General features: G+C 50.1%; 18 protein-coding genes. 9 read left to right on the top strand and 9 right to left on the bottom strand.

From position 1 onward, the window contains the following. The first annotated feature begins 14 nt into the window (after positions 1–14). Complete coding sequence (locus tag DESTI_RS09680) at positions 15–617, top strand: DedA family protein (protein ID WP_014809787.1); 603 nt, start codon at positions 15–17, stop codon at positions 615–617. 61 nt (positions 618–678) lie between these two features. On the opposite strand, the gene DESTI_RS09675 is transcribed toward DESTI_RS09680, so the two are convergent. The 6 genes from DESTI_RS09675 to DESTI_RS09650 form a co-directional block, all read right to left on the bottom strand. Then, positions 679–1,518, bottom strand: a complete 840-nt coding sequence (locus DESTI_RS09675) for a sulfite exporter TauE/SafE family protein (protein ID WP_014809786.1) — start codon at positions 1,516–1,518, stop codon at positions 679–681. A gap of 144 nt (positions 1,519–1,662) precedes the next feature. Further along, positions 1,663–3,468 carry an ABC transporter ATP-binding protein/permease gene (locus DESTI_RS09670; protein WP_014809785.1) on the bottom strand — a complete coding sequence of 602 codons (1,806 nt, stop codon included), beginning with the start codon at positions 3,466–3,468 and terminating at the stop codon, positions 1,663–1,665. Between the two features lie 475 nt (positions 3,469–3,943). Next, positions 3,944–6,415, bottom strand: a complete 2,472-nt coding sequence (locus DESTI_RS09665) for a plasma-membrane proton-efflux P-type ATPase (RefSeq protein ID WP_041286094.1) — start codon at positions 6,413–6,415, stop codon at positions 3,944–3,946. A gap of 87 nt (positions 6,416–6,502) precedes the next feature. Next, entirely contained in the window at positions 6,503–6,865 is a 363-nt protein-coding gene (locus DESTI_RS09660; RefSeq protein WP_014809783.1) for a SpoIIAA family protein, read from the bottom strand. A gap of 145 nt (positions 6,866–7,010) precedes the next feature. Continuing rightward, positions 7,011–7,289 (bottom strand): SHOCT domain-containing protein, encoded by a 279-nt coding sequence (locus tag DESTI_RS09655; RefSeq protein ID WP_014809782.1) that lies wholly within the window; start codon positions 7,287–7,289, stop codon positions 7,011–7,013. Positions 7,290–7,438: 149 nt separating this feature from the next. Then, on the bottom strand, positions 7,439–7,690 hold the full coding sequence (locus tag DESTI_RS09650; RefSeq protein ID WP_014809781.1) for a hypothetical protein: 252 nt from the start codon (positions 7,688–7,690) through the stop codon (positions 7,439–7,441). Positions 7,691–8,006: 316 nt separating this feature from the next. On the opposite strand from DESTI_RS09650, the gene DESTI_RS09645 reads away from it, so the two are divergent. The 8 genes from DESTI_RS09645 (at position 8,007) to DESTI_RS09610 (ending at position 16,322) form a co-directional block, all read left to right on the top strand. Continuing rightward, complete coding sequence (locus DESTI_RS09645; RefSeq protein ID WP_014809780.1) at positions 8,007–9,896, top strand: Nramp family divalent metal transporter; 1,890 nt, start codon at positions 8,007–8,009, stop codon at positions 9,894–9,896. A gap of 362 nt (positions 9,897–10,258) precedes the next feature. After that, the gene (gene cyoA / locus DESTI_RS09640; RefSeq protein WP_014809779.1) at positions 10,259–11,182 is read left to right on the top strand and encodes a ubiquinol oxidase subunit II; all 924 of its coding nucleotides are present in this window, start codon (positions 10,259–10,261) and stop codon (positions 11,180–11,182) included. 1 nt (position 11,183) lies between these two features. After that, complete coding sequence (gene cyoB / locus DESTI_RS09635) at positions 11,184–13,163, top strand: cytochrome o ubiquinol oxidase subunit I (RefSeq protein ID WP_014809778.1); 1,980 nt, start codon at positions 11,184–11,186, stop codon at positions 13,161–13,163. 48 nt (positions 13,164–13,211) lie between these two features. Continuing rightward, positions 13,212–13,829 (top strand): cytochrome o ubiquinol oxidase subunit III, encoded by a 618-nt coding sequence (cyoC, locus tag DESTI_RS09630; protein WP_014809777.1) that lies wholly within the window; start codon positions 13,212–13,214, stop codon positions 13,827–13,829. Continuing rightward, positions 13,830–14,156: a cytochrome o ubiquinol oxidase subunit IV gene (gene cyoD / locus DESTI_RS09625; RefSeq protein WP_014809776.1), complete on the top strand. Its 327-nt coding sequence runs from the start codon at positions 13,830–13,832 to the stop codon at positions 14,154–14,156. A gap of 2 nt (positions 14,157–14,158) precedes the next feature. Continuing rightward, positions 14,159–15,058: a heme o synthase gene (gene cyoE, locus DESTI_RS09620; protein WP_041286093.1), complete on the top strand. Its 900-nt coding sequence runs from the start codon at positions 14,159–14,161 to the stop codon at positions 15,056–15,058. A 108-nt stretch (positions 15,059–15,166) separates the two neighbouring features. After that, positions 15,167–15,865, top strand: coding sequence for a M15 family metallopeptidase (locus tag DESTI_RS09615; RefSeq protein ID WP_014809774.1), 699 nt, complete (start codon positions 15,167–15,169; stop codon positions 15,863–15,865). Positions 15,866–15,965: 100 nt separating this feature from the next. Continuing rightward, entirely contained in the window at positions 15,966–16,322 is a 357-nt protein-coding gene (locus DESTI_RS09610; RefSeq protein ID WP_014809773.1) for a DUF4870 domain-containing protein, read from the top strand. Between the two features lie 375 nt (positions 16,323–16,697). On the opposite strand, the gene DESTI_RS09605 is transcribed toward DESTI_RS09610, so the two are convergent. Genes DESTI_RS09605 through DESTI_RS09595 form a run of 3 tightly spaced genes read right to left on the bottom strand, consistent with a single transcriptional unit; the run spans position 16,698 to position 19,741 of the window. After that, on the bottom strand, positions 16,698–17,354 hold the full coding sequence (locus DESTI_RS09605; protein WP_014809772.1) for a 2Fe-2S iron-sulfur cluster-binding protein: 657 nt from the start codon (positions 17,352–17,354) through the stop codon (positions 16,698–16,700). Beyond that, entirely contained in the window at positions 17,351–19,279 is a 1,929-nt protein-coding gene (locus DESTI_RS09600; protein WP_014809771.1) for an NADH-ubiquinone oxidoreductase-F iron-sulfur binding region domain-containing protein, read from the bottom strand. The genes DESTI_RS09605 and DESTI_RS09600 overlap by 4 nt, the downstream gene beginning before the upstream one ends. Positions 19,280–19,288: 9 nt before the next feature. Beyond that, positions 19,289–19,741: a complex I 24 kDa subunit family protein gene (locus DESTI_RS09595; RefSeq protein WP_014809770.1), complete on the bottom strand. Its 453-nt coding sequence runs from the start codon at positions 19,739–19,741 to the stop codon at positions 19,289–19,291. Positions 19,742–19,787 lie beyond the last annotated feature (46 nt).

Below are 19,787 nucleotides of genomic sequence, written 5' to 3'. Positions count from 1 at the left end.
TTTACTGAAGCCTGATGGAGATGCTTTCCGCGGAAATTCTGAGCTGGCTTACCCATTACGGATACCTGGGGATTTTTTGTTTGTTAATGCTCGGTATTGTGGGAGCCCCTATTCCAGATGAGCTGGTTTTGACATGCGCAGGGTACATGATATTCAAAGGCTATCTTTCGCCTGGACTCACCGCAGCGTCAGCCTTTACGGGCAGTCTGTGCGGGATTAGTGTCAGTTACGCCTTGGGCCGCTTCATAGGTACCCCGATAATTTATAGATACGGTCATATTGTTAACATCAAACATGAAAGGCTGGATGCGCTTACCGCATGGTATGAGCGTTTCGGCAAATGGGCTCTGCTATTTGGGTATTTTATAGCAGGAGTCAGGCATCTGTCCGCGTTCATGGCGGGCACTTCGAGACTTCGGTTGCCCGTATTCGCTGCTTTTGCTTACACGGGAGCCTTCATATGGTCCCTTACCTTCATCTCAATCGGTTACATTTTGGGAGAAGAGTGGACGTGGGTAGCGGAACATCTAACTGCCTGGACTTGGGTGTCCCTCATGGCAATCGGTGTTATCGCTATTCTGCTTTTTGTCAGGCTGCAAAAGTCTCGACGGACCTAAAGTTTCAGAAAAGCGTCACCATCTGAATTCAATGAGTTGTCGCCAGGAACTGCCGCCGACCTTAGATCGCCATGGCCAATATCCGGAGACCCACCACTATGAGCGCCAGAGCGAGCCCTCGAATAATCCAATTGCCACGGATCAGTCCCGAAAGGTGCGCACCTAAAGGCGCACCCAGGAGCGCTCCGATGGCCAAAGAAAGAGTGAGATTTGCGTTATGAGGAAACGTACCCGTAACGACGTGGGTCATGGTCCCGGTAAAAGCCATGATGGAGAGGACAAAATGGGACGTAGCCGTCGCGACATGCACGGGAAAATTGAGAAAATAAGTCATCGCGGGTACATGGATGATGCCGCCGCCGATGCCGAGGAAACTGGAAACGTAGCCCACGACAAAGCTCAAACCGATACCCACGAGCGGGTTGAAAGAATAGTCAAAAACAACACCGTTTGCCTCCACCAGGTGGCGGGAAATCTTGTACTGATAATGGCGGACTTCTACAGATTCTCTCTTGTTTGTGCGAATAAGAAGAAAAGCAGCCCCCGCAACCAACAAGATCCCGAATACGGCGTCAAACAGCGTTCGGGGGACATAGCCGGTGTTCAGGGCACCCAGGATAGCTCCCGGAATAGTCGCTGCGGCGAACATCAGACCCGATCTATAGTCAATCCGTCTCATGAGAGCATATGCCTCCGAGCCGCCAAGGGCGTTGAAGAACACTACCGCCAAAGAGATAGATGTCAGTTGCTCAGGACTTTCTTTGGGAAAAAGGAGGAGTAAGATAGGCATCAACACGAAACCTCCACCGGCGCCGATCAGGGTCCCGTAGAGTCCCGTGCCGAAGCCGAGAGCGACATACCCCACAAATCGTTCAGCGGAAAACAATGTTGTCTCAGTCATGGTTGCTCCCGTTTTGCCTTGCCGTACGGAGTTGATTTATCTCCTCATTTCCTACAAATGGACCGAATCACGTTCAGGCTTTGAATCTCCTTCTGTTGTGCCGTTTGTCGGGACCGGGCAACGAAACGATTCGGGGCCTCATGTTCAGGGTCCCACGGATTCAGTGAATTTCGTCCTCCCCGCAAATCGAAGCCATTTTCCATCCCCCATTAGTCTCAAGCTTGATTGGTGCCAGGAGAGTAAGCTGCTGCGATGCCCCACGCTTATTACTATGGCTTGCTTTAACCTGGATCTAACAAGCTTGTAAAGCATCTCCTCCATTTCTTCGTCAAGCGACGCAGTAGCTTCATCAAGGAACACGTAATCAGGACACTGGAGCAAAATTCTGGCAAAGGCAATACGCTGCTGCTCTCCTAACGAAAGCAACTGAGCCCAATTGTCACGTTGATCGAGAACCGTCGACAGGTGTGAAAGATAGCAAAGGTCAAGGATTTCCGACAGATTCGCTGTTGAGCCCTCTGGAGCATACGGATAATACAAAGCTTGCCGCAATGTTCCCAGGGGCAGGTAGGGCTTCTGGGGCAAAAACATCACCTTGCCGTTTTCAGGCAAAAGGACGGTCCCGCGAGCAAACGGCCAGATGCCTGCGAGGGCTCGGATTAGAGTGCTTTTCCCGGATCCTGAAGGGCCCATGATGAGCAAGGATTCACCGGGCTCCAGATGCAGATCAAGATCTCTCAGCAACAGCTTTTGATCCGGCAAGAAGACACTGAGAGATTTTACGGAGAACGAACGATCGGATGACTTGAGATGCTTCAATTCTTCTCGAGTTTTGAGTATTGCAGTCCTGTCAACGGCACCTGTAAATCCTGACAAACGATTCACAATGGCATTCCAGCTCGCGATTGTCGTGTAACTGTTGATGAGATATGAAAGAGATCCATGCACTGAGGAGAATGCCGCGGCAGTTTGCATCAGTCCTCCCAGGTGCATCTGACCGGAAAAAAAACGAGGAGCGGCCATCAATATCGGAAAGATGACGGCAACCTGATTGTAGCCGCTTGTCAACCAGTTCAGCTTCTTCTGTCGTACCATTATTTGCCAGTAATTGTTGACTACAGCATTAAAGCGGGACAAAAATCCGGCACGCTCCTCCTTTTCGCCCCTGTACAGGGCAACGCCTTCGCTGTTTTCACGTAGGCGAGCCATACTATATCTGAAGTCGGCCTCGAACCGTTGTTGATCGAAATTGAGTTGTACCAAAGGTTTTCCTATACGCAAGGTGAGCCATGTTCCAGCCACCGAGTAACCGACGGCTGCCCAGACCATATAACCGGGGATTTTCAGCGTTCCCATTGAACCCAGATTAACGCTGAGGGTGCCGGATAATCCCCATAAAATGGCAATGAATGAGACCAGCGTGACTACCGAACTCAAGAGCGTAATGGTCAGGGATAGCGTTTGACCGATGAATGAATTGATGTCTTCACTGATTCGTTGATCGGGGTTGTCTGTCTTATCGTCCAGGAATTGCATACGATAATATGCTTGGTGGTTAAGCCACTTGGAGAGATACTTGGCAGTGAGCCACCGCCGCCAGCGGATCTGGAGCATTTGGCTGAGATAAAGCATGTAAACGGATTGGATGATGTACGCTCCTGCGAGTTCGGCAAACCTCAGAAGGTCGGTAATGAAGGCTGTCTTATCGGTTTTCTGGAGGGCATCGTAGAAGTCTTTGATCCATTCGTTGAGTAACACCTGAACGTAAACGCTTCCGAGGTTCATTGCCATGATCAAGACCAGCAGCGTGAGTGCACTCCACTTTTCTTCGGATGTCCAGTAGGGCGCTGTCAGACTCCAGAATTTATACCAGATGGAAGGGGTTACCTTATCTTTTTTCAAGTTTGTTTTCGAGAACATGATCGGATTGACGGTTTGTGCATCACTCATGAGTATTCATTACGTCGCGACCTGATGTTACATACATAGAACCTTGCGATATTGTCACCGATGTCATTTTCAGTTTTGGGTTCTTGGCGCTATTAATGCTTTCGTTCATTTGAATCTCGTTCGTTAACATTTACAATTTAATATGGAAGCCTTTTTCCAAATGTCAATGAACTGGGTCTTTTTACTAGAATGTATCGCCCCCATGCCTCACGTGAGGACACCGTGATGTTTCCGGCTCTTCGTTCCATAGTTTGGAAAAGTGGCCGAGTGGGAAAAGCCTCTCGGCATTTATGGGCGTGCCCAGTTCACTCTGCCCCAGTAGGTCTGATGATACGCATTTATCCAATTTTGCTGGACATGCCCCTGAGTGAGCTTTAGGCACAGGCATTCTTCACATCTCTAAGACGCTAATTTCACTAGCACATTGCATCGTAATTTGACCATCCGAAAAAAAGGGAGATGCCAGCTAAAAATTCTAATGTTCCGTTGCTGAGACTTTGCCGGCCAGCAAAGCGGGTTCGGCTGGATTGAATATTCGGTATGCAACAAGCTTCACTCGATCGTTCACGAGAAACCACAGCAATGCGTATACCCAGATAATCAGAGCCCATTTCCAACTTATGGGAACCATGAAAACTCCGTAGATGGCCGCCACAGTAGCGAGTAGTTTTGTAGCCACCGCAGACCATAGCAGAACAGGAGAAGGGGCAACTGACCAAAAAGGTCCTCGGGTTCGAGTGACAAATATCGTGAGATGTCCCGCCAGTGCCAGCTTGAGAAACATGAAGGTCTGGATTGCCTCGGGCCCGATATGAAATACCCGTTCGGCGAGGTAAAACAGTAAGAATGAAGAAATGACCCCGGCTATGCCCAGCACAGTGGAGATCTGTAACACCAGCGGCATGTTCCAGGATTCGGGTTGATTCTCGTAATGAGTTCGATCATAGGCAATGGCCAGGATAGGACCATCGTTAAGCAACGCGAGTAGGACTATCATGACCGCGGTTACGGGATAAAAGTTGAAAATCAAGATGGAGAGGGTCATGAAGAACAGAACTCGGACCGTCTCAGCAATGCGATAAATGGCGTAGCTGTTCATGCGCTGAAATGTCTTACGGCTCTCCTTGATTCCATCGATGATCACGGACAAACCAGGCGCCATTAAGACGATATCCGCAGCCGAACGTGCAGCGTCCGTAGCACCGGACACAGCTACACCAACATCCGCTTTTTTCAATGCAGGAGCGTCGTTCACGCCGTCTCCTGTCATTCCCACAATATGACCTTCTTTTTGCAGCACATCCACAATGTGGAATTTGTGCTCGGGAAAGACCTGTGCAAATCCATCTGAATCTTCGATAGCTTGAGCTAGTTCTCCAGCCTTGTGATGACTCACATCTTCGAAGAGTCGAGCATCAAGTATGTTAGTCCCCAAGCCGAGTTGGCTCGCTATTTCCCTGGCAATAGCGACTTGGTCGCCAGTAACCATTTTCAGCTTGACACCCATTGACTTTGCAGTCTCGATGGTTGTTTTGGAATCCTCTCGGGGCGGATCGTATAGCGGTAGTACTCCAACAAACTTCCACTGATCGCTTCCATCCGTTCGAGCCACACTAAGAGATCGAAAGCCCCGATGAGCAAACCCATTGATCGCTTCTTCAACCTCCGACCGGATATCGGGAGCATTGGAGCACAGCTTCAGAATTACTTGAGGAGCGCCCTTGGTGACCTTGAATGTCGCGCCGTCCGGAGCAGTGATCGACGCTTCGGTCCTTTTATTTACCGGATCGAATGGCTGAAAATGAGTTATGTTGTAGACGGTCACAGGTTCTTGTTCCTTCAAACCTGATATTATCGCGAGATCGATAGGATCCTGATCTTCAGCTCTGGAGGCCAGGACCGCATAGAGGATAGCTTGATCTCCCGTAAAAGGCTCTATAACGAACGGTTCCCCCAATGTGAGCCTGTTTTGCGTAAGCGTGCCGGTCTTGTCAGAACAGAGCACGTCTACGCCTGCCAGCTCTTCGATTGAAGCAAGCCGCGTGACAATGGCTTTCTTGGTTGCCAGCCCTTTAGCCCCCACAGCCATCGTAACCGACAGCACAGTGGGCATTGCCACGGGAATTGCGGCAACGGTAAGAACCAAAGCGAACTGCAGAGTAGTCATCATATTATCGCCGCGAAACAGGGCCACCACCAGGATCAGGGCCACTAAAGCAAGAGCAAGGACGATGAGGTAATCTCCAATCTTCAGAATTGCTTGCTGAAAGTGACTTACGGTGTGAGCCTCTTTCACCAACTGGGCACTCTTGCCAAAATAAGTGCTTGCTCCAGTTGCATAGACGATTGCATCTGTTTCACCCTGCTTAAGTACCGCCCCAGAATAGACTGTGTCACCTGACTCAAGGGTAACTGGCAGAGACTCTCCCGTCAGCGCAGACTGATCAACCTGAACCGGCTCGCCTTCCAAAAGACGAGCATCAGCAGGAACAATATCTCCGAGACGAATCCGAACGAGGTCACCAGGAACCAGTTCTCGAGCCGGAATCGTAGTCCATCTGTTATCCCGCTTGACACGGGCATTCAGGGCTAGTTGCTCTTTGAGCACCGCAATTGTATTCCCTGCCTGATATTCCTCCCAGAAACCTACAACAGCGTTTGCCACCAGGAGCACAAGGATAATCGCGAAGTCCGCCCAGTGATGAACCACGAGCGAAAGGATTGCGGCTATTTCGATCATCCAGGGGATTGGCCCCCAAAAATACGAGAGAAACTTAACGAGCGGATTTACATGCCGTTCCGAAATTTCGTTATAACCGTATTTTTCCAGTCGGTTACGAACATCATCCGAGGACAGGCCACTTCGGATATTGGTGGCAAGCTCTGCAACGAAATCCGAGATTGCTGCAGTCTTTAAAGTGTCAGGATCCATTGCCGTCCTTTTCATGCAACATCTGCCAATTTTTCATTCGGCAGCCCATTCAACGTCAATCCTGCTGTTTCAACTCCACTGGAGCCAGGGTGGAATCCCGAGTTAAGCTCGAACCCACTCCAAAGCTTCCTTGAGCTGCGCTTCAGAAAAGGTTCTTACTTCTCCCTTCATGAAGTGGGAGGCAATCTTTGTGGCCCATTCGATCCACTTGGCTCCGCCGACAACAGCTAATTTCTCGAAATCATTTCTGTGCCGGAGTCCGAATATGGCGTCATCCCAAGCGGCATGAGCTTCCCATCCGGCAAAATCTCCGGGCAGATAGAGAAGCATCTTTGCCTTTCTGGATTGCTTGATAATTTCTTCGACCTTAGGAATCAACATGTCTTTATAGTCGGCATCGGTGAGTTTGCCGGTCGCCTTTAATGCGATTACGGAACCGTTTGATTGGGGCATTGTTTCAATCATGTTGCTGCTCCTTGGACTCATTACAATGTGAGCGGAGAAGAAGTCCGGGGACTTCGCGTAACTGACGATTTGCTGAATTGCCCTGGCGGGACATCAAGGTCGATGTTGTAAAGGAATGTACAGGCATTTTCAGGGACCCGGCTTTTCAGCTCAGGAGGTCCTTTTTCATTTGTTCAAAATCTTCTCGGGAGATTTCGCCCTTGGCGTACCTTTTCTTCACGATGTCGAGAGGAGTCTCGAAATCTTTTCTTTCCCCCACACGTGATTCTCTTGATGCATCCGAAAATCCCTGGGCTCCTCGGCCGGCAAGCGCATAGATCAGCAGCCCGATGACAAGTAGAGTTAATAACCATCCCCATGGTGCCATCCACATGCCCCACCCCATCATATGATCCATCCAACCGTATTGCTGTCCGATGGGCACCGGTTACTCCTCTGAGAAGATGCAGAGTTTCTTACAGTTTTTCTTTAATTTGCCTGTGTCCGATTCGCGCTGCCACGAGGGTTATCAGCAAAATTGAAAGCCTCGGGACTCACGTGCAAGTGCACGCGAGGTCCTCAGCAGAATCAAACCTACAACTTACATGACGATAGACAGGCGGGTATCCGCCCGGACTCCCAGTGAAATCCACGCATACAGTCGTCGTAGCAGTCGCTGTGCTCATCGGAGTGCATGGTTCTGAAACTCTTGAACAAGTCTCCGTGAAAACCTCCTTTCCTGTCCACAGGAGACTTCCATGCGACCAATATGGTCTGCGCCAGAAACAGGAATCCAATTACCGCCATTGCAGGTACCAGGATTATGACTGCAAGACTAAGGTCCATTACGTGTCCCTTCCTTTTTGACAGAGCTCATTCTTGTTACAGAGCTCATTGAATTTTTCTAGCTAGTTAGACAGCCTTCCGCACTGTTTGTTCAGGGTAAATTAGACGGTTCTTGTTCCTCCTGTGGTCGTCAGGAGCCGTTATTTGAATGGTGCCGATTCCGGTCCGAAACCTGACTTTTTCTTTATCCAATCATTGTGCATGTCCAACATTGAAGTTCTCGGAGTCTTGTCAATCTTCAGACCGTTTGATAACCTTTGTAATGGTGATTGCAATGACACCCAATTGGCTTGAGCGAAGGTAAGGTGCACCTAAGATGGCCAAAAGTGGGGTTTCGTTATCTGAAGTACATCGCACAGTAGACATTCCTAAGGGAGCGAGCATATTCAAACGAATGTTCGCCTTCTTCGGGCCTGCGTACCTGGTGAGCGTGGGGTACATGGATCCGGGAAACTGGGCCACGGATCTGGAGGGTGGTGCCCGATTCGGGTACACACTTATCTGGGTTTTGCTGATGTCCAATGCAATGGCTGTGCTGTTGCAGACGCTGTCAGCCAGATTGGGTATTGTTGCAGGCAGAGATCTCGCTCAGGCATGCCGGGACACGTATCCCCGGTCCGTCAATTATTGCCTCTGGATTTTGGCTGAGATCGCCATAGCAGCCTGTGACCTTGCAGAGGTTCTGGGAACGACTATAGGTCTCAATCTGCTATTCGGTATTCCTTTGTTTTGGGGAGTCATTATTACCGGTTTCGATACGTTGCTCTTTCTGGCCATTCAGAGATTTGGCGTTAGAAAATTTGAGAGCCTCATTCTCTTCCTCATAACTATAGTCGGGCTGTGTTTCGTATTCGAGGTCGTAAGATCGGGACCTGCATGGGGTGAAGTAGCTAAAGGCTTCGTACCGTCCATTCCGGAAGGGGCACTCTATGTTGCAATCGGCATCATCGGTGCTACAGTCATGCCGCATAACCTCTATCTTCATTCCGCTCTCGTGCAAACCCGTGCGTATGACACGTCGCCCGAAGGCAAGCGGCAGGCGTGCAGATTCAATTTGATAGATTCCACGCTTGCGCTCAATGCCGCTTTTTTCGTGAACGCCGCCATTCTGATCGTTTCAGCCGCGACATTTTACAGGAATGGCATCGTTGTCAGCGAACTGCAGCAAGCACACAGTCTCTTGTCTCCTCTATTGGGAACCGCTTTGGCCGGATTCGCCTTTGCTTTGGCCCTCTTGGCTGCCGGCCAGGCTTCTACCATTACGGGCACACTGGCAGGACAGATTGTCATGGAGGGATATCTCCATTTCAAGATCAGGCCGTTCCTCCGCAGACTTCTCACCAGGATGGTCGCTGTGGTGCCTGCAGCATTGACAATATTGTTCATGGGAGAGGCAGGCACGTACAAGCTGCTCATCTTGAGTCAGGTCATTCTGAGTCTCCAGTTGCCGTTCGCAATAATTCCTCTCATTCATTTCACGAATAACGAGAGTATGATGGGCGAATTTGCCAACAACAATTGGGTGAAGACAATTGCTTGGATAGTAGCGACCATTATCGTAGGGTTGAACGCGAAACTGGTAATCGATCAACTCTCCGAATGGATTGCAAGCAGCCCCGAGCCCGTGTGGATCTACGTAGTCGTTCTGCCGATCGTTGCAGGAATATTTTTATTGCTTGCATACGTGGCACTGAGACCTTTTGTTCGCTTTCCCGGAAGAGAAGAAATCCCCGCTTGGAAAAAACTCAGTCATCTGATCCGCTCACCGGAATATGATCTGGATCTGGAAGTGCCCAGGTATAAGCGAATCGGAGTCGCTGTTGCTCATACAGATGATGACAAGAAGGTGTTGAGCCATGCCCTTCTGCTTGCTCGCCAACATGACGCGACACTATGCCTTTTCCACGTAGTCGAAGGAGCCGGAGGAGTGGTATTCGGCAGTGATGCGTACGACAAAGAGGCACGACAGGATGAGCAATACCTCAAGCGACTGGCTGAGTCACTCGGCTATCGTGGGGTCGAGGTTGAGTTCTTTCTAGGATTTGGAGTGGTGACGAGCGAATTGGTGCGATTGGTCCAGGAGCAACACATAGACGTTCTTCTCATGGCCGGCCACGGTCACAGAGGCATAAGCGACATACTATTCGGTAGCACCATTTCTCCCGTGAGACACGGCTTGGATATTCCGATTGTCATAGTCAGGTAGACCGAGTTGCCGGAATGCGAGAGCATCTGGGCACGGACAAGGAGAATGCGCACCCACCGATTTTCGAGAAGCGCTTTTCTCAATCGGACAAAAATTCTCACATTTGCTGTGGGACGAACTCGCAAACCGGGCGGTGACTTGAAATGCAATCCAACTGATGAAGAAATATAGTTTGGGTACCATTTGGGAACCTTATTATTTGCTCGGTCGTCTAAACCTGATAATTTAAGATGTGGGAGCGTGTAGTTTGCGTACGCCCCCGAGAGGCCTCCACCATGAATATTCCATGAATATTCAATTGTGTTTGCGCAAATTAGGATTTTGTTTACGTGAATTGGAAACCTTTGACTTTTGGGGGTTAAATGAAGAAGAAATTTTCCGTTTTTGCAGGCTTGTTATCCCTATGTTCCTCGCCTTTCCTCGGAGGTTGCAGCTCAATACTCTTGTTGAACCCCAAAGGACCGATTGGAGAGGCGGAGCGGTTCGTCATCATTGCGGCCATCGTGCTCATGCTCATCGTCGTCATTCCCGTCTTCATCATGGCTATTTGGTTTCCCCGAAAGTACAGAGCCTCCAATACAGAATCGACCTATATGCCGAAATGGAGTCATTCCGGAAAAATCGAATTTTTCATGTGGGGTGGTCCCGTTGTCATTGTTACGCTTCTTGCGATTCTGGCCTGGAACAGCACTCATTCTCTGGATCCCTATCGACCCATTCCTTCAGCCGACAAGCCCATCAACATCGAAGCAGTATGCCTGGACTGGAAATGGCTGTTCATCTACCCGGATCACGATATCGCGATCGTGAATGAAATCACTTTTCCCGTGAATGTTCCGCTCAGCTTCAAAATCACCTCTGACACCGTAATGGCTTCCTTTTTCATTCCGCAGTTGGGCAGCCAGATTTACGCCATGGCAGGCATGCAAACTCGATTGCACCTCCTGGCTGATAAACCGGGCGCTTATGCCGGTCACAATCAGCAATTCACCGGTCGCGGGTACCCTAACATGCATTTCAAGGCGCATGCGGTTTCCCGTGAAGAGTTTGAATCGTGGGTGCAGAAAATCAGACAGTCTCCGGAAAAGCTCGATCTCGACAGATATGAGAAGCTCGCAAAGCCGAGCGACGGCTACCATCCCGTGACGTATTTCTCTTCAGTCAATCGCAATCTGTTCGAGCATATCCTGCGCAAATACCATCCGACTCCGGACAAGAATCACGGCCCCATGACGGGAGGCTCTGTTTCGCCACACGCAAGAACCGACGTTTTAGAGGAAAATTGATATGTTTGGAAAATTAAGCCTTTCAGCGATTCCTTATCACGAACCAATCACCATAGGTGCCGTTGCTGGTGCGGTTCTCTTGGGATTGGCGATCATGGGATTGATCACGTATTACAGAAAGTGGACCTATCTTTATAAGGAATGGCTGACCAGCCTGGACCATAAAAAGATCGGCATCATGTACATCATTCTCGCACTGATCATGCTGCTGCGCGGATTCTCCGATGCGATCTTGATGCGCGGCCAGCAGGCCGTCGCCGCGGGAGGAGCCCTTGGCTATCTGAGCCCTGACCACTTCAATCAGATATTCAGCGCTCACGGTTCGATCATGATCGTCTTCATGGCCATGCCGTTTCTTGTCGGGTTGATGAATGTCGTTGTGCCGCAGCAAATTGGAGCTCGCGATGTAGCCTTTCCTTTTCTGAATTCGCTCAGTCTCTGGCTGACCGCAGCCGGGGCGTTGCTGATCATGGTTTCTTTGGGTGTGGGTGAGTTTTCCAAAGCCGGGTGGTCGGGATATACGCCTCTGACCGAAATAGAATTCAGCCCCGACGTAGGGGTTGACTATTGGATATGGTCCTTTCAGATCGCCGGTATCGGCTCGACTTTGACCGGTATCAATTTTATGGTCACCATCATAAAAATGCGGGCTCCAGGCATGACGCTCATGCGTATGCCGCTGTTCGTTTGGACCAGTTTCTTCACTATGGTGCTCGTGGTTTGGGCATTTCCGGTTCTGACTGCCGCTCTCGCCATGCTGACACTCGATCGCTACCTGGGTATGCATTTTTTTACCAACAATCTCGGCGGAAACTTGATGATGTATGTGAACCTTTTCTGGACCTGGGCTCATCCCGAAGTCTATATCCTGATCTTTCCGGCTTTCGGGGTCTTTTCGGAGGTCACAGCCACTTTCTCAGGAAAACGGCTATTCGGCTACACATCCATGGTCTGGGCAACTGCGGCCATCACGGTTCTGTCCTTTTCTGTCTGGATGCATCATTTTTTCACCATGGGTGCCAGCGCGAACGTCAACCTCTTTTTCGGCATTGCCACCATGCTGATTGGCATCCCCACCGGGGTAAAGACCTTCAATTGGCTCTTCACCATGTATCGTGGCCGCATACGTTTTACTACTCCGATGTTATGGACCCTGGGGGCTATCGTGACCTTCGCGATCGGCGGGACTTCGGGGGTGCTGTTGTCAATACCATCCGCTAATTACGTGATCCACAACAGTCTGTTCGTGATCGGTCATTTTCATAATACGATCATCCCCGGAACAGTGTTCGGCCTTTTTGCAGGTTATTATTATTGGTTTCCAAAGGCCGTCGGCTTTCGTTTGAATGAGAATTGGGGCAAACGCGCGTTCTGGTGTTGGCTGATCGGCTTTTTACTTGCCTTTGTTCCCCTGTATGTGCTGGGCTTCATGGGCATGCCTCGCCGCATGGCGTATTATGCCACAACGGCCTGGCATCCCTATCTGCTCGTAGCTGCGTTGGGCGTGGCCGTGATCTCGCTCGGCATCCTCTTTCAGGGAATCCAACTGCTCGTCAGTATTAAAGAGCGCACTGCCCTCCGCGATCGGACCGGCGATCCCTGGGACGGCCGTACGTTGGAGTGGATGACATCTTCTCCTCCACCCGTGTACAACTTCGCGAAAATACCCGTCGTAAACGAAATCGATGCCTTTATGGACATGAAGGAAAAGGACATCGCATATCGTCGGCCGGATCGATATACCGATATCGAAATGCCGAAAAATGCCCCGCACGGCATAATCCTCGGCGGATTGGCTTTCGTGTTCGGATTTGCCATGATCTGGCACATCTGGTGGTTAGCCACACTGGCTGCTCTGGGTATGCTTTTCACAGTCATTGCCCGTTCCATGGACGATGACATCCATTACGTCATACCCGCCACCGAGGTCGAGCGTATTGAAAACGAACGCTATCGACAGATGGCTTTTGCAGAGAAATGATGTCCCCAGACGGACAGACCGTCACAACCCCCTGTAGCGGAGATGTACATGACGACAACAGACGCTTCGACCATCGGTATCGCTCATGACCAAGTAGTTGAACATCCCGATACCATCGAGATGCAGACACTCGGTTTCTGGCTTTATCTTATGAGCGACCTCATTATATTTGCGACACTCTTCGCCACCTTTGCCGTCCTGGGCCGCAGCTACGCGGGCGGGCCGACGGGAAAGGAATTATTCGAGCTGCCTTACGTATTGGCTGAAACCCTGCTCCTGCTCTTCAGCAGCTTCACTTACGGCCTTGTCATGTTGGCCGTGCACAATGGTATGAAGAAGCGGGTTCTAACAGGACTCGCTGTTACCTTTCTGCTGGGGCTCGGATTTGTCTTGATGGAGATCAACGAGTTCCACAGCCTGATTGCACACGGCCACGGACCGGACGTGAGCGCCTTTCTTTCGAGTTATTTTACTCTGGTAGGAACTCATGGCACCCATGTGGCTTTCGGGCTGATCTGGATGGCGGTCATGATAGGTCAGGTAGCCGTCAAAGGGTTGACATCTCCAGTTCAATCACGGCTGATGCGTCTGAGTATGTTCTGGCATTTCTTAGATATCGTTTGGATCGGCATATTCAGTATCGTGTACCTGATGGGAGTTATGTAAATGAGTCAAGCATATATCGACAGCACTGGCGCCAGCAGGGGAAGTCTTACATCGTACGTCACCGGTTTTGTTCTGTCCCTCATTCTCACGGCCATTCCGTTTGCCCTGGTGATGAGCGGTACGTGGTCGTCCTCGGCGATTCTAGTCGGTATCTTCAGTGCGGGCATCGTGCAGATTCTGGTGCACTTGTATTTCTTTCTGCATCTGGACAGGTCATCAGACGCGAGTTGGAACGTGTTGGCGCTCATATTTACCGTACTGATCATGGTCCTCTTCGTCGGGGGAAGCATCTGGATCATGTTCAATTTGTATCACAGAATGATGTGAAAATGCCTGAACGGATCAAAAACTATGTGCTCGTTGCTAAACCGGGGATCGTTCTGGGCAACCTGATCTCCGCGGCGGCCGGCTTCTTTCTTGCCTCCAGAGGCCGGGTTGATGTCGGTACGCTCCTGGCGACACTCATCGGCATATCCCTGGTTGTCGGTTCCGGTTGCATTTTCAACAACTGCATCGATAGAGAAATAGACCGAAAGATGATCCGGACACGCAACCGCGCCCTTGCCAGAGGGCTCATCTCACTCAAGGCCGCCGTATTATACGCAACAGTATTGGGCATTGCCGGCATGGCCATGCTCTGTGAGGCAACAAATCTACTGAGCGTTCTCATCGTGCTGGCGGGCCTTGTGATTTATGTGGGAGTATACAGCCTTTATATGAAGCGAAATTTCCTGTACAGCGCCTTGGTCGGCAGTCTGGCGGGAGCCGCCCCACCCCTTGCCGGATACTGTGCAGTCACCGGCCGCTTTGACATGGGTGCATTGATATTGTTGGCTATCTTCAGCCTCTGGCAGATGCCTCACTGCTATGCTATCGCGATTTTTCGGCATGACGATTACACTGCTGCGGCTATTCCGGTTCTGCCGGTAAAGCAGGGAACAGCGGCTGCAAGAAAGTATATTGTCGGTTACATCCTGGCGTTTATGGCCGCCACGATGCTGCTGACCTTCGGGGGGTACACGGGTTACTCTACTTTGGCAGTGGCGACTGTGCTGGGCTTGTGCTGGTTGCATATTGCCCGGTCAGGGTACAAGGCGACCGATGAGCGGCTCTGGGGAAAAAAGCTTTACGTCTTCTCCATTCTGACCATATTCATTCTGAGCGTCATGATATCTATCGATTTTACACCACCTGTCCCAACCGAAATGCTTCTCAGCTATGGCCGGTAGTCTGTGAATTGTCAATCGGGACGATACAAAAGCGTACTGAATTCCTCTTGCAGTAAGGAGATCGATACAGTAGCGTAACCGCCAACGTGTCTTCGTGAGGAGAAGAAAGTGAAACGGCGCTGTGCGGTTATCTTGACTTTGTGCTCAATTTCTCTTTATTCAACGCTTTTTCCGGCATTGATTCTGGCTGAAGCGTTGCCTGAAGGGTTTGTTTATGTTGAGACCATTATACCTGACATCCATACTGAACTTCGCTACTTCAGCGATGAGAATTTTCTGGGGTGCCGAGTATCCGGTTATCTCGCACCAAGATGCATACTCACAAAAGAGGCAGCCGAATCACTTAAGAAGGTACAAGATGAACTGAAGCAATTCGGCATGGGTTTGAAAATCTTTGATGCGTACCGTCCGCAGTGTGCGGTGGATCACTTTGTCCAATGGGGAAAGGATCTCAATGATACGAAAATGCAAGCAAAGTATTACCCGGATGTTCAGAAAAGAGATTTATTTAAAGAAGGTTATATTGCCGAAAGATCAAGTCACTCCAGAGGTAGCACTGTAGATTTGACCATAGTCTATCTGGACCAACAATCAACGGAATTGGACATGGGAACCCATTTCGATTTTTTCGGTCCTGAAGCATGGCCCGAGAGTCCGTTGGTATCCCCCGTTCATCGTGCCCATCGAATGCTCCTGAATGTGCTTATGAAGAAATATGGATTCGATTCTTATTCGAAAGAGTGGTGGCATTTTACCTTGAAGAATGAACCATTTCCCCATACGTACTTCAATTTTCCAGTCCGGTAGGGCGTTTAAGACACATTTTCAACTGCATCATTTCATTGAAAAGTCGCCGTCAACCACTTATATTGACCACTGTCTGATTAACCTCACTTACGGAGCGCCCATGAACGGATTCCCCTACGATCAACGTGACCGGAACCTGGGAATGTTACTCCATTTGTGTTCTTTCGCCGGCATCATTATTCCGTACGGCGGCTTCATTGTGCCGATTGTCATATGGCTGCTTTACAAAGATTCGGATTTCGTTAATCGGCAGGGATTCATTTTTCTCAACGGACTGATCTCCTACACGATTTACGGAGTCATAAGCGGCCTCTTGTGTTTTATCCTCATCGGATTTCCGCTTCTGGTCGTCCTGGCCGTCATTGCGATCTGGGGACCGATCCGGGCAGCGCTGGCGGCACGAGATGGCGGCTTTCGAGAGTATCCGTTTGTGATCAAGTTTTTCAGAATGAGTTGAGTCTCCAGCCACCTATAACGATTGTCAATAATTCTGTCTTTTATCCCATGCTCCAATAGAAGCTACAGGGTGGGGACCGGCGTCCTTGCCGGTCTATTCTATCGATATCATTGATCATATTGAAGATGTGCCGACAGGGAGGCACGGCACCCACCAATATTCCTAATCCTCAATCGAACTCAATTGCTATAACGAGCCGAAGCGAGAGAGGGGCAATTTTCAAGGAAAGCCATAATCCAAGGGTTTTCCCTCAATCGTTACACGGATTCGATTTCTTGACCTACAGAACGCATTCAAGCCCCCCGTAGAGGCTTGAACACCAAGTCTATTCGAGCATCCCCGCCGTGGCTGAAATCCAGTGCACCGAGGACGCAATTATTTGTGAGAATGCCCGCAGGCTGATCCCGCAGAATTTCCCTTATCGCACTGACACTGATGGGTTGATTCCGGGGGAAACGCGAGAGCTTCAACGAAAACGTACGCCGCCTGCAGTGCCTCTGTCGGGCAAAGAGGAAAACACTCCTTGCAGTTCCAGCACTCCTTGGAAGCTATCTCAGGGATGAAGCTTATCTCTTTCCTTATTCCCCTATCTACAAACCCCACAGCGTTCTTCTTCTTGACTTCAGCACAGTATCTTACACAGAGACCGCAATGGATACAAAAAGAGGGCTCTTTTTCAAAGCGATTCCTGTCTGCTCCATACTCTTTGGCCAGATCTTGCAAGATAAATGAATCAGGAGCATGAGCCATCTGGAGTTCCAGGATCATCTTGCGAATTCTGTCGATCTTCTCGGATCTGGTTCTAACGACTATATCCTTCTCCACGGGGTAGACGCAGGAAACAACGATTTTTGTCCAGCCGCGACTTTCTACTTCCACTATACAGAGCCGGCAGCCTCCAAACGGTTCCAGTTTCTCGTGGTGACACAGCGTGGGGATTGATATTCCAACACTCCGGGCTGCCTCCAAAAGAGTCATGTCCTGCTTCGCTTTGACTTCTTTTCCGTCAATCTTTAAGAGGATTTCGCTCATTTTTGTTTCTTCTGCCTCACTACGGTTCGAGCTTCTTCGGGTACAGGAGGCGGAACAGGTTCGCCTGAAATTTTCGTAACAGCACGAAAACGGGAAGGACACACTTCAAAGCAGGTTCCGCACTTTGTGCATTTCTCCTGGTCAACGATGTGAATCAGGTTCTTGCCACCTATGATTGCGTCAGAAGGACATTTCTTGAAACACGTCGTGCAAGCCTGGCATTTCGCCGGGTCTATATAGAAAGAGATCAACTCCTTGCACGAGAGAGCCGGACATCGCTTCTCCTTGACATGAGCCTCGTATTCATCCCTAAAGTATTTCAGCGTGCTCAAAAATGGGTTGGGGGAACTCTTACCCAAGGCACAGAGAGAGGCTTCAATGGCCGTTTCCGCTAGCTGCTCCAGGAGCTCGATATCGCCCTCTTTCCCCTTCCCTTTGGTGATATTGGTCAGAATCTTCAGCATCTGCCTCATGCCCTCACGGCACGGGACACATTTACCGCACGATTCGTCAGTGAGGAACTCGAGGAAGTATCTCGCGACATCGACCATACAGGTGTCTTCGTCCATGATGATCATCCCACCAGAGCCCATCATCGATCCGGCTTTGGTGAGTTCATCAAAACCAACCGGCAAATCCAACAATTCCTCGGGAATACATCCGCCGGAAGGTCCTCCGGTCTGCACAGCCTTAAACTTCTTGCCTCCGGGGATTCCGCCGCCGATATTGTAGATAATATCTCTCAGAGTGGTGCCCATGGGCACTTCAACGAGGCCTGTGTTGGTTATTTTGCCGACAAGGGAGAAAATCTTCGTTCCTTTGCTTGTATCGGTCCCATACTGAGTGAACCAGTCGGCTCCGTTATTGATGATAAGCGGCACGTTGGCCCATGTCTCGACGTTGTTCAAAACGCTGGGCTTCCCCCAGAGTCCCACAACGTTGGAGCGGATGTACTTGGGTCTGGGCTCGCCTGCCCTACCCTCCAACGCTGTCATCAGAGCAGTCGATTCACCGCAGACGAAAGCGCCGGCTCCTTTGTGCACCTTTACGACGAAATCGAAGCCCGAGCCAAGTATGTTTTTTCCAAGAAGGCCATACTCTTCGGCCTGCCGGATAGCGATATGCACATTTTCAACCGCTAAGGGGTATTCCTGCCGCACATAAATATACCCCTCCTGGGCACCGATGGCATAGGCGCCAAGCGTCAACCCTTCCAGAACAGAGTGAGGATTTCCTTCGAGAAGGCTCCTGTCCATGTAAGCTCCGGGATCGCCCTCGTCCGCATTGACTATCACGTACTTCGTGTCGCCCGGAGCATTCCGGGATCCTTCCCACTTGGACCCTGCAGGAAAGCCACCGCCGCCCCTCCCTCTCAGGTTTGCTTTCTTGACTTCCTGTAATACCCGATCGGGGGTCATTCCGGAAAGAACCTTGGCAAGAGCGGAATAGCCTCCAATTGCCAGATAGTCCTGGATATTCTTGGGATCGACATTGACGTTGGAACCGAAAACTATACGCCCTTGATTCTTATAAAAAGGAATCTCGGATTCATGAACTATCTTCTCATTGGTGGCAGGGTCGGTATAGAGCAAACGCTCTATGATCTTCTTTCCCTTTATCGTTTCAGAGATGATTTCCGGAACATCCTCAGGCTTTATCTGGAAATAACAGATATCGTCAGGTCGGATAACAACAATGGGGCCCCGTTCGCAAAAGCCGTGGCAGCCGGTCCTTCTGAATTCCACCTCACCGTTCAAGCCCTGTTTCTGGATTTCTTCCTGGAAACTGACGGCCACTGCGCGACTTTCAGAAGCATGGCAAGCCGATCCGGAACAGAGCGTAATACAGGTTTTATTCGGGTCTCTTTCCGAGAGGATGTCTCTTCTGAATGCTTCCAATTCAGCGGGAGAATTTATCCGCGACATAGTTTTTCCTTAATCGTAGTTCTTTAACACGTCTGCGGTCTGTGCGGGCGCCATTTTACCGTGTGTTTTTCCATCGATCTCCACCACAGGTCCCAAAGCACAGCAGCCGAGGCAGTTAACGGTCTCCAGGCTAAACTTCAGATCCAGGTCTGTTTCACCCGGTTCAATTCCCGTAAGGCCTTGCACGGTATCGAGCACACGCGATGCACCCCGGACATGGCAGGCCGTTCCCATACAAACGTGAATTTGATGACGTCCCTTGGGAACCAGACTAAAGGCTTTGTAGAAAGTCGCTATATGCTGTATCCGAGTCATGGGAACCTGAAGTCTCTTCGCAACTCGCTCCAATGCCTCTTTGGGAAGCCAGTTATTTTCTGCCTGAATGTCCAGTAAGACCTGAATGAGATAACTGGGATCGCAGTCGTATTTGTCAATTATCTGGTCGATTTTGTCTGTGTCCATAAGCTCTGTCCTAATCTTCTTGTTTCTTCCGATCCTGCTTACTTCA

Origin of the sequence: Desulfomonile tiedjei DSM 6799, assembly GCF_000266945.1 — a bacterium.
Classification (GTDB): Bacteria; Desulfobacterota; Desulfomonilia; order Desulfomonilales; family Desulfomonilaceae; genus Desulfomonile; species Desulfomonile tiedjei.
The sequence above is the reverse complement of the archived record's forward strand: the minus strand, read 5'-3'. Positions and strand labels throughout refer to the sequence as shown.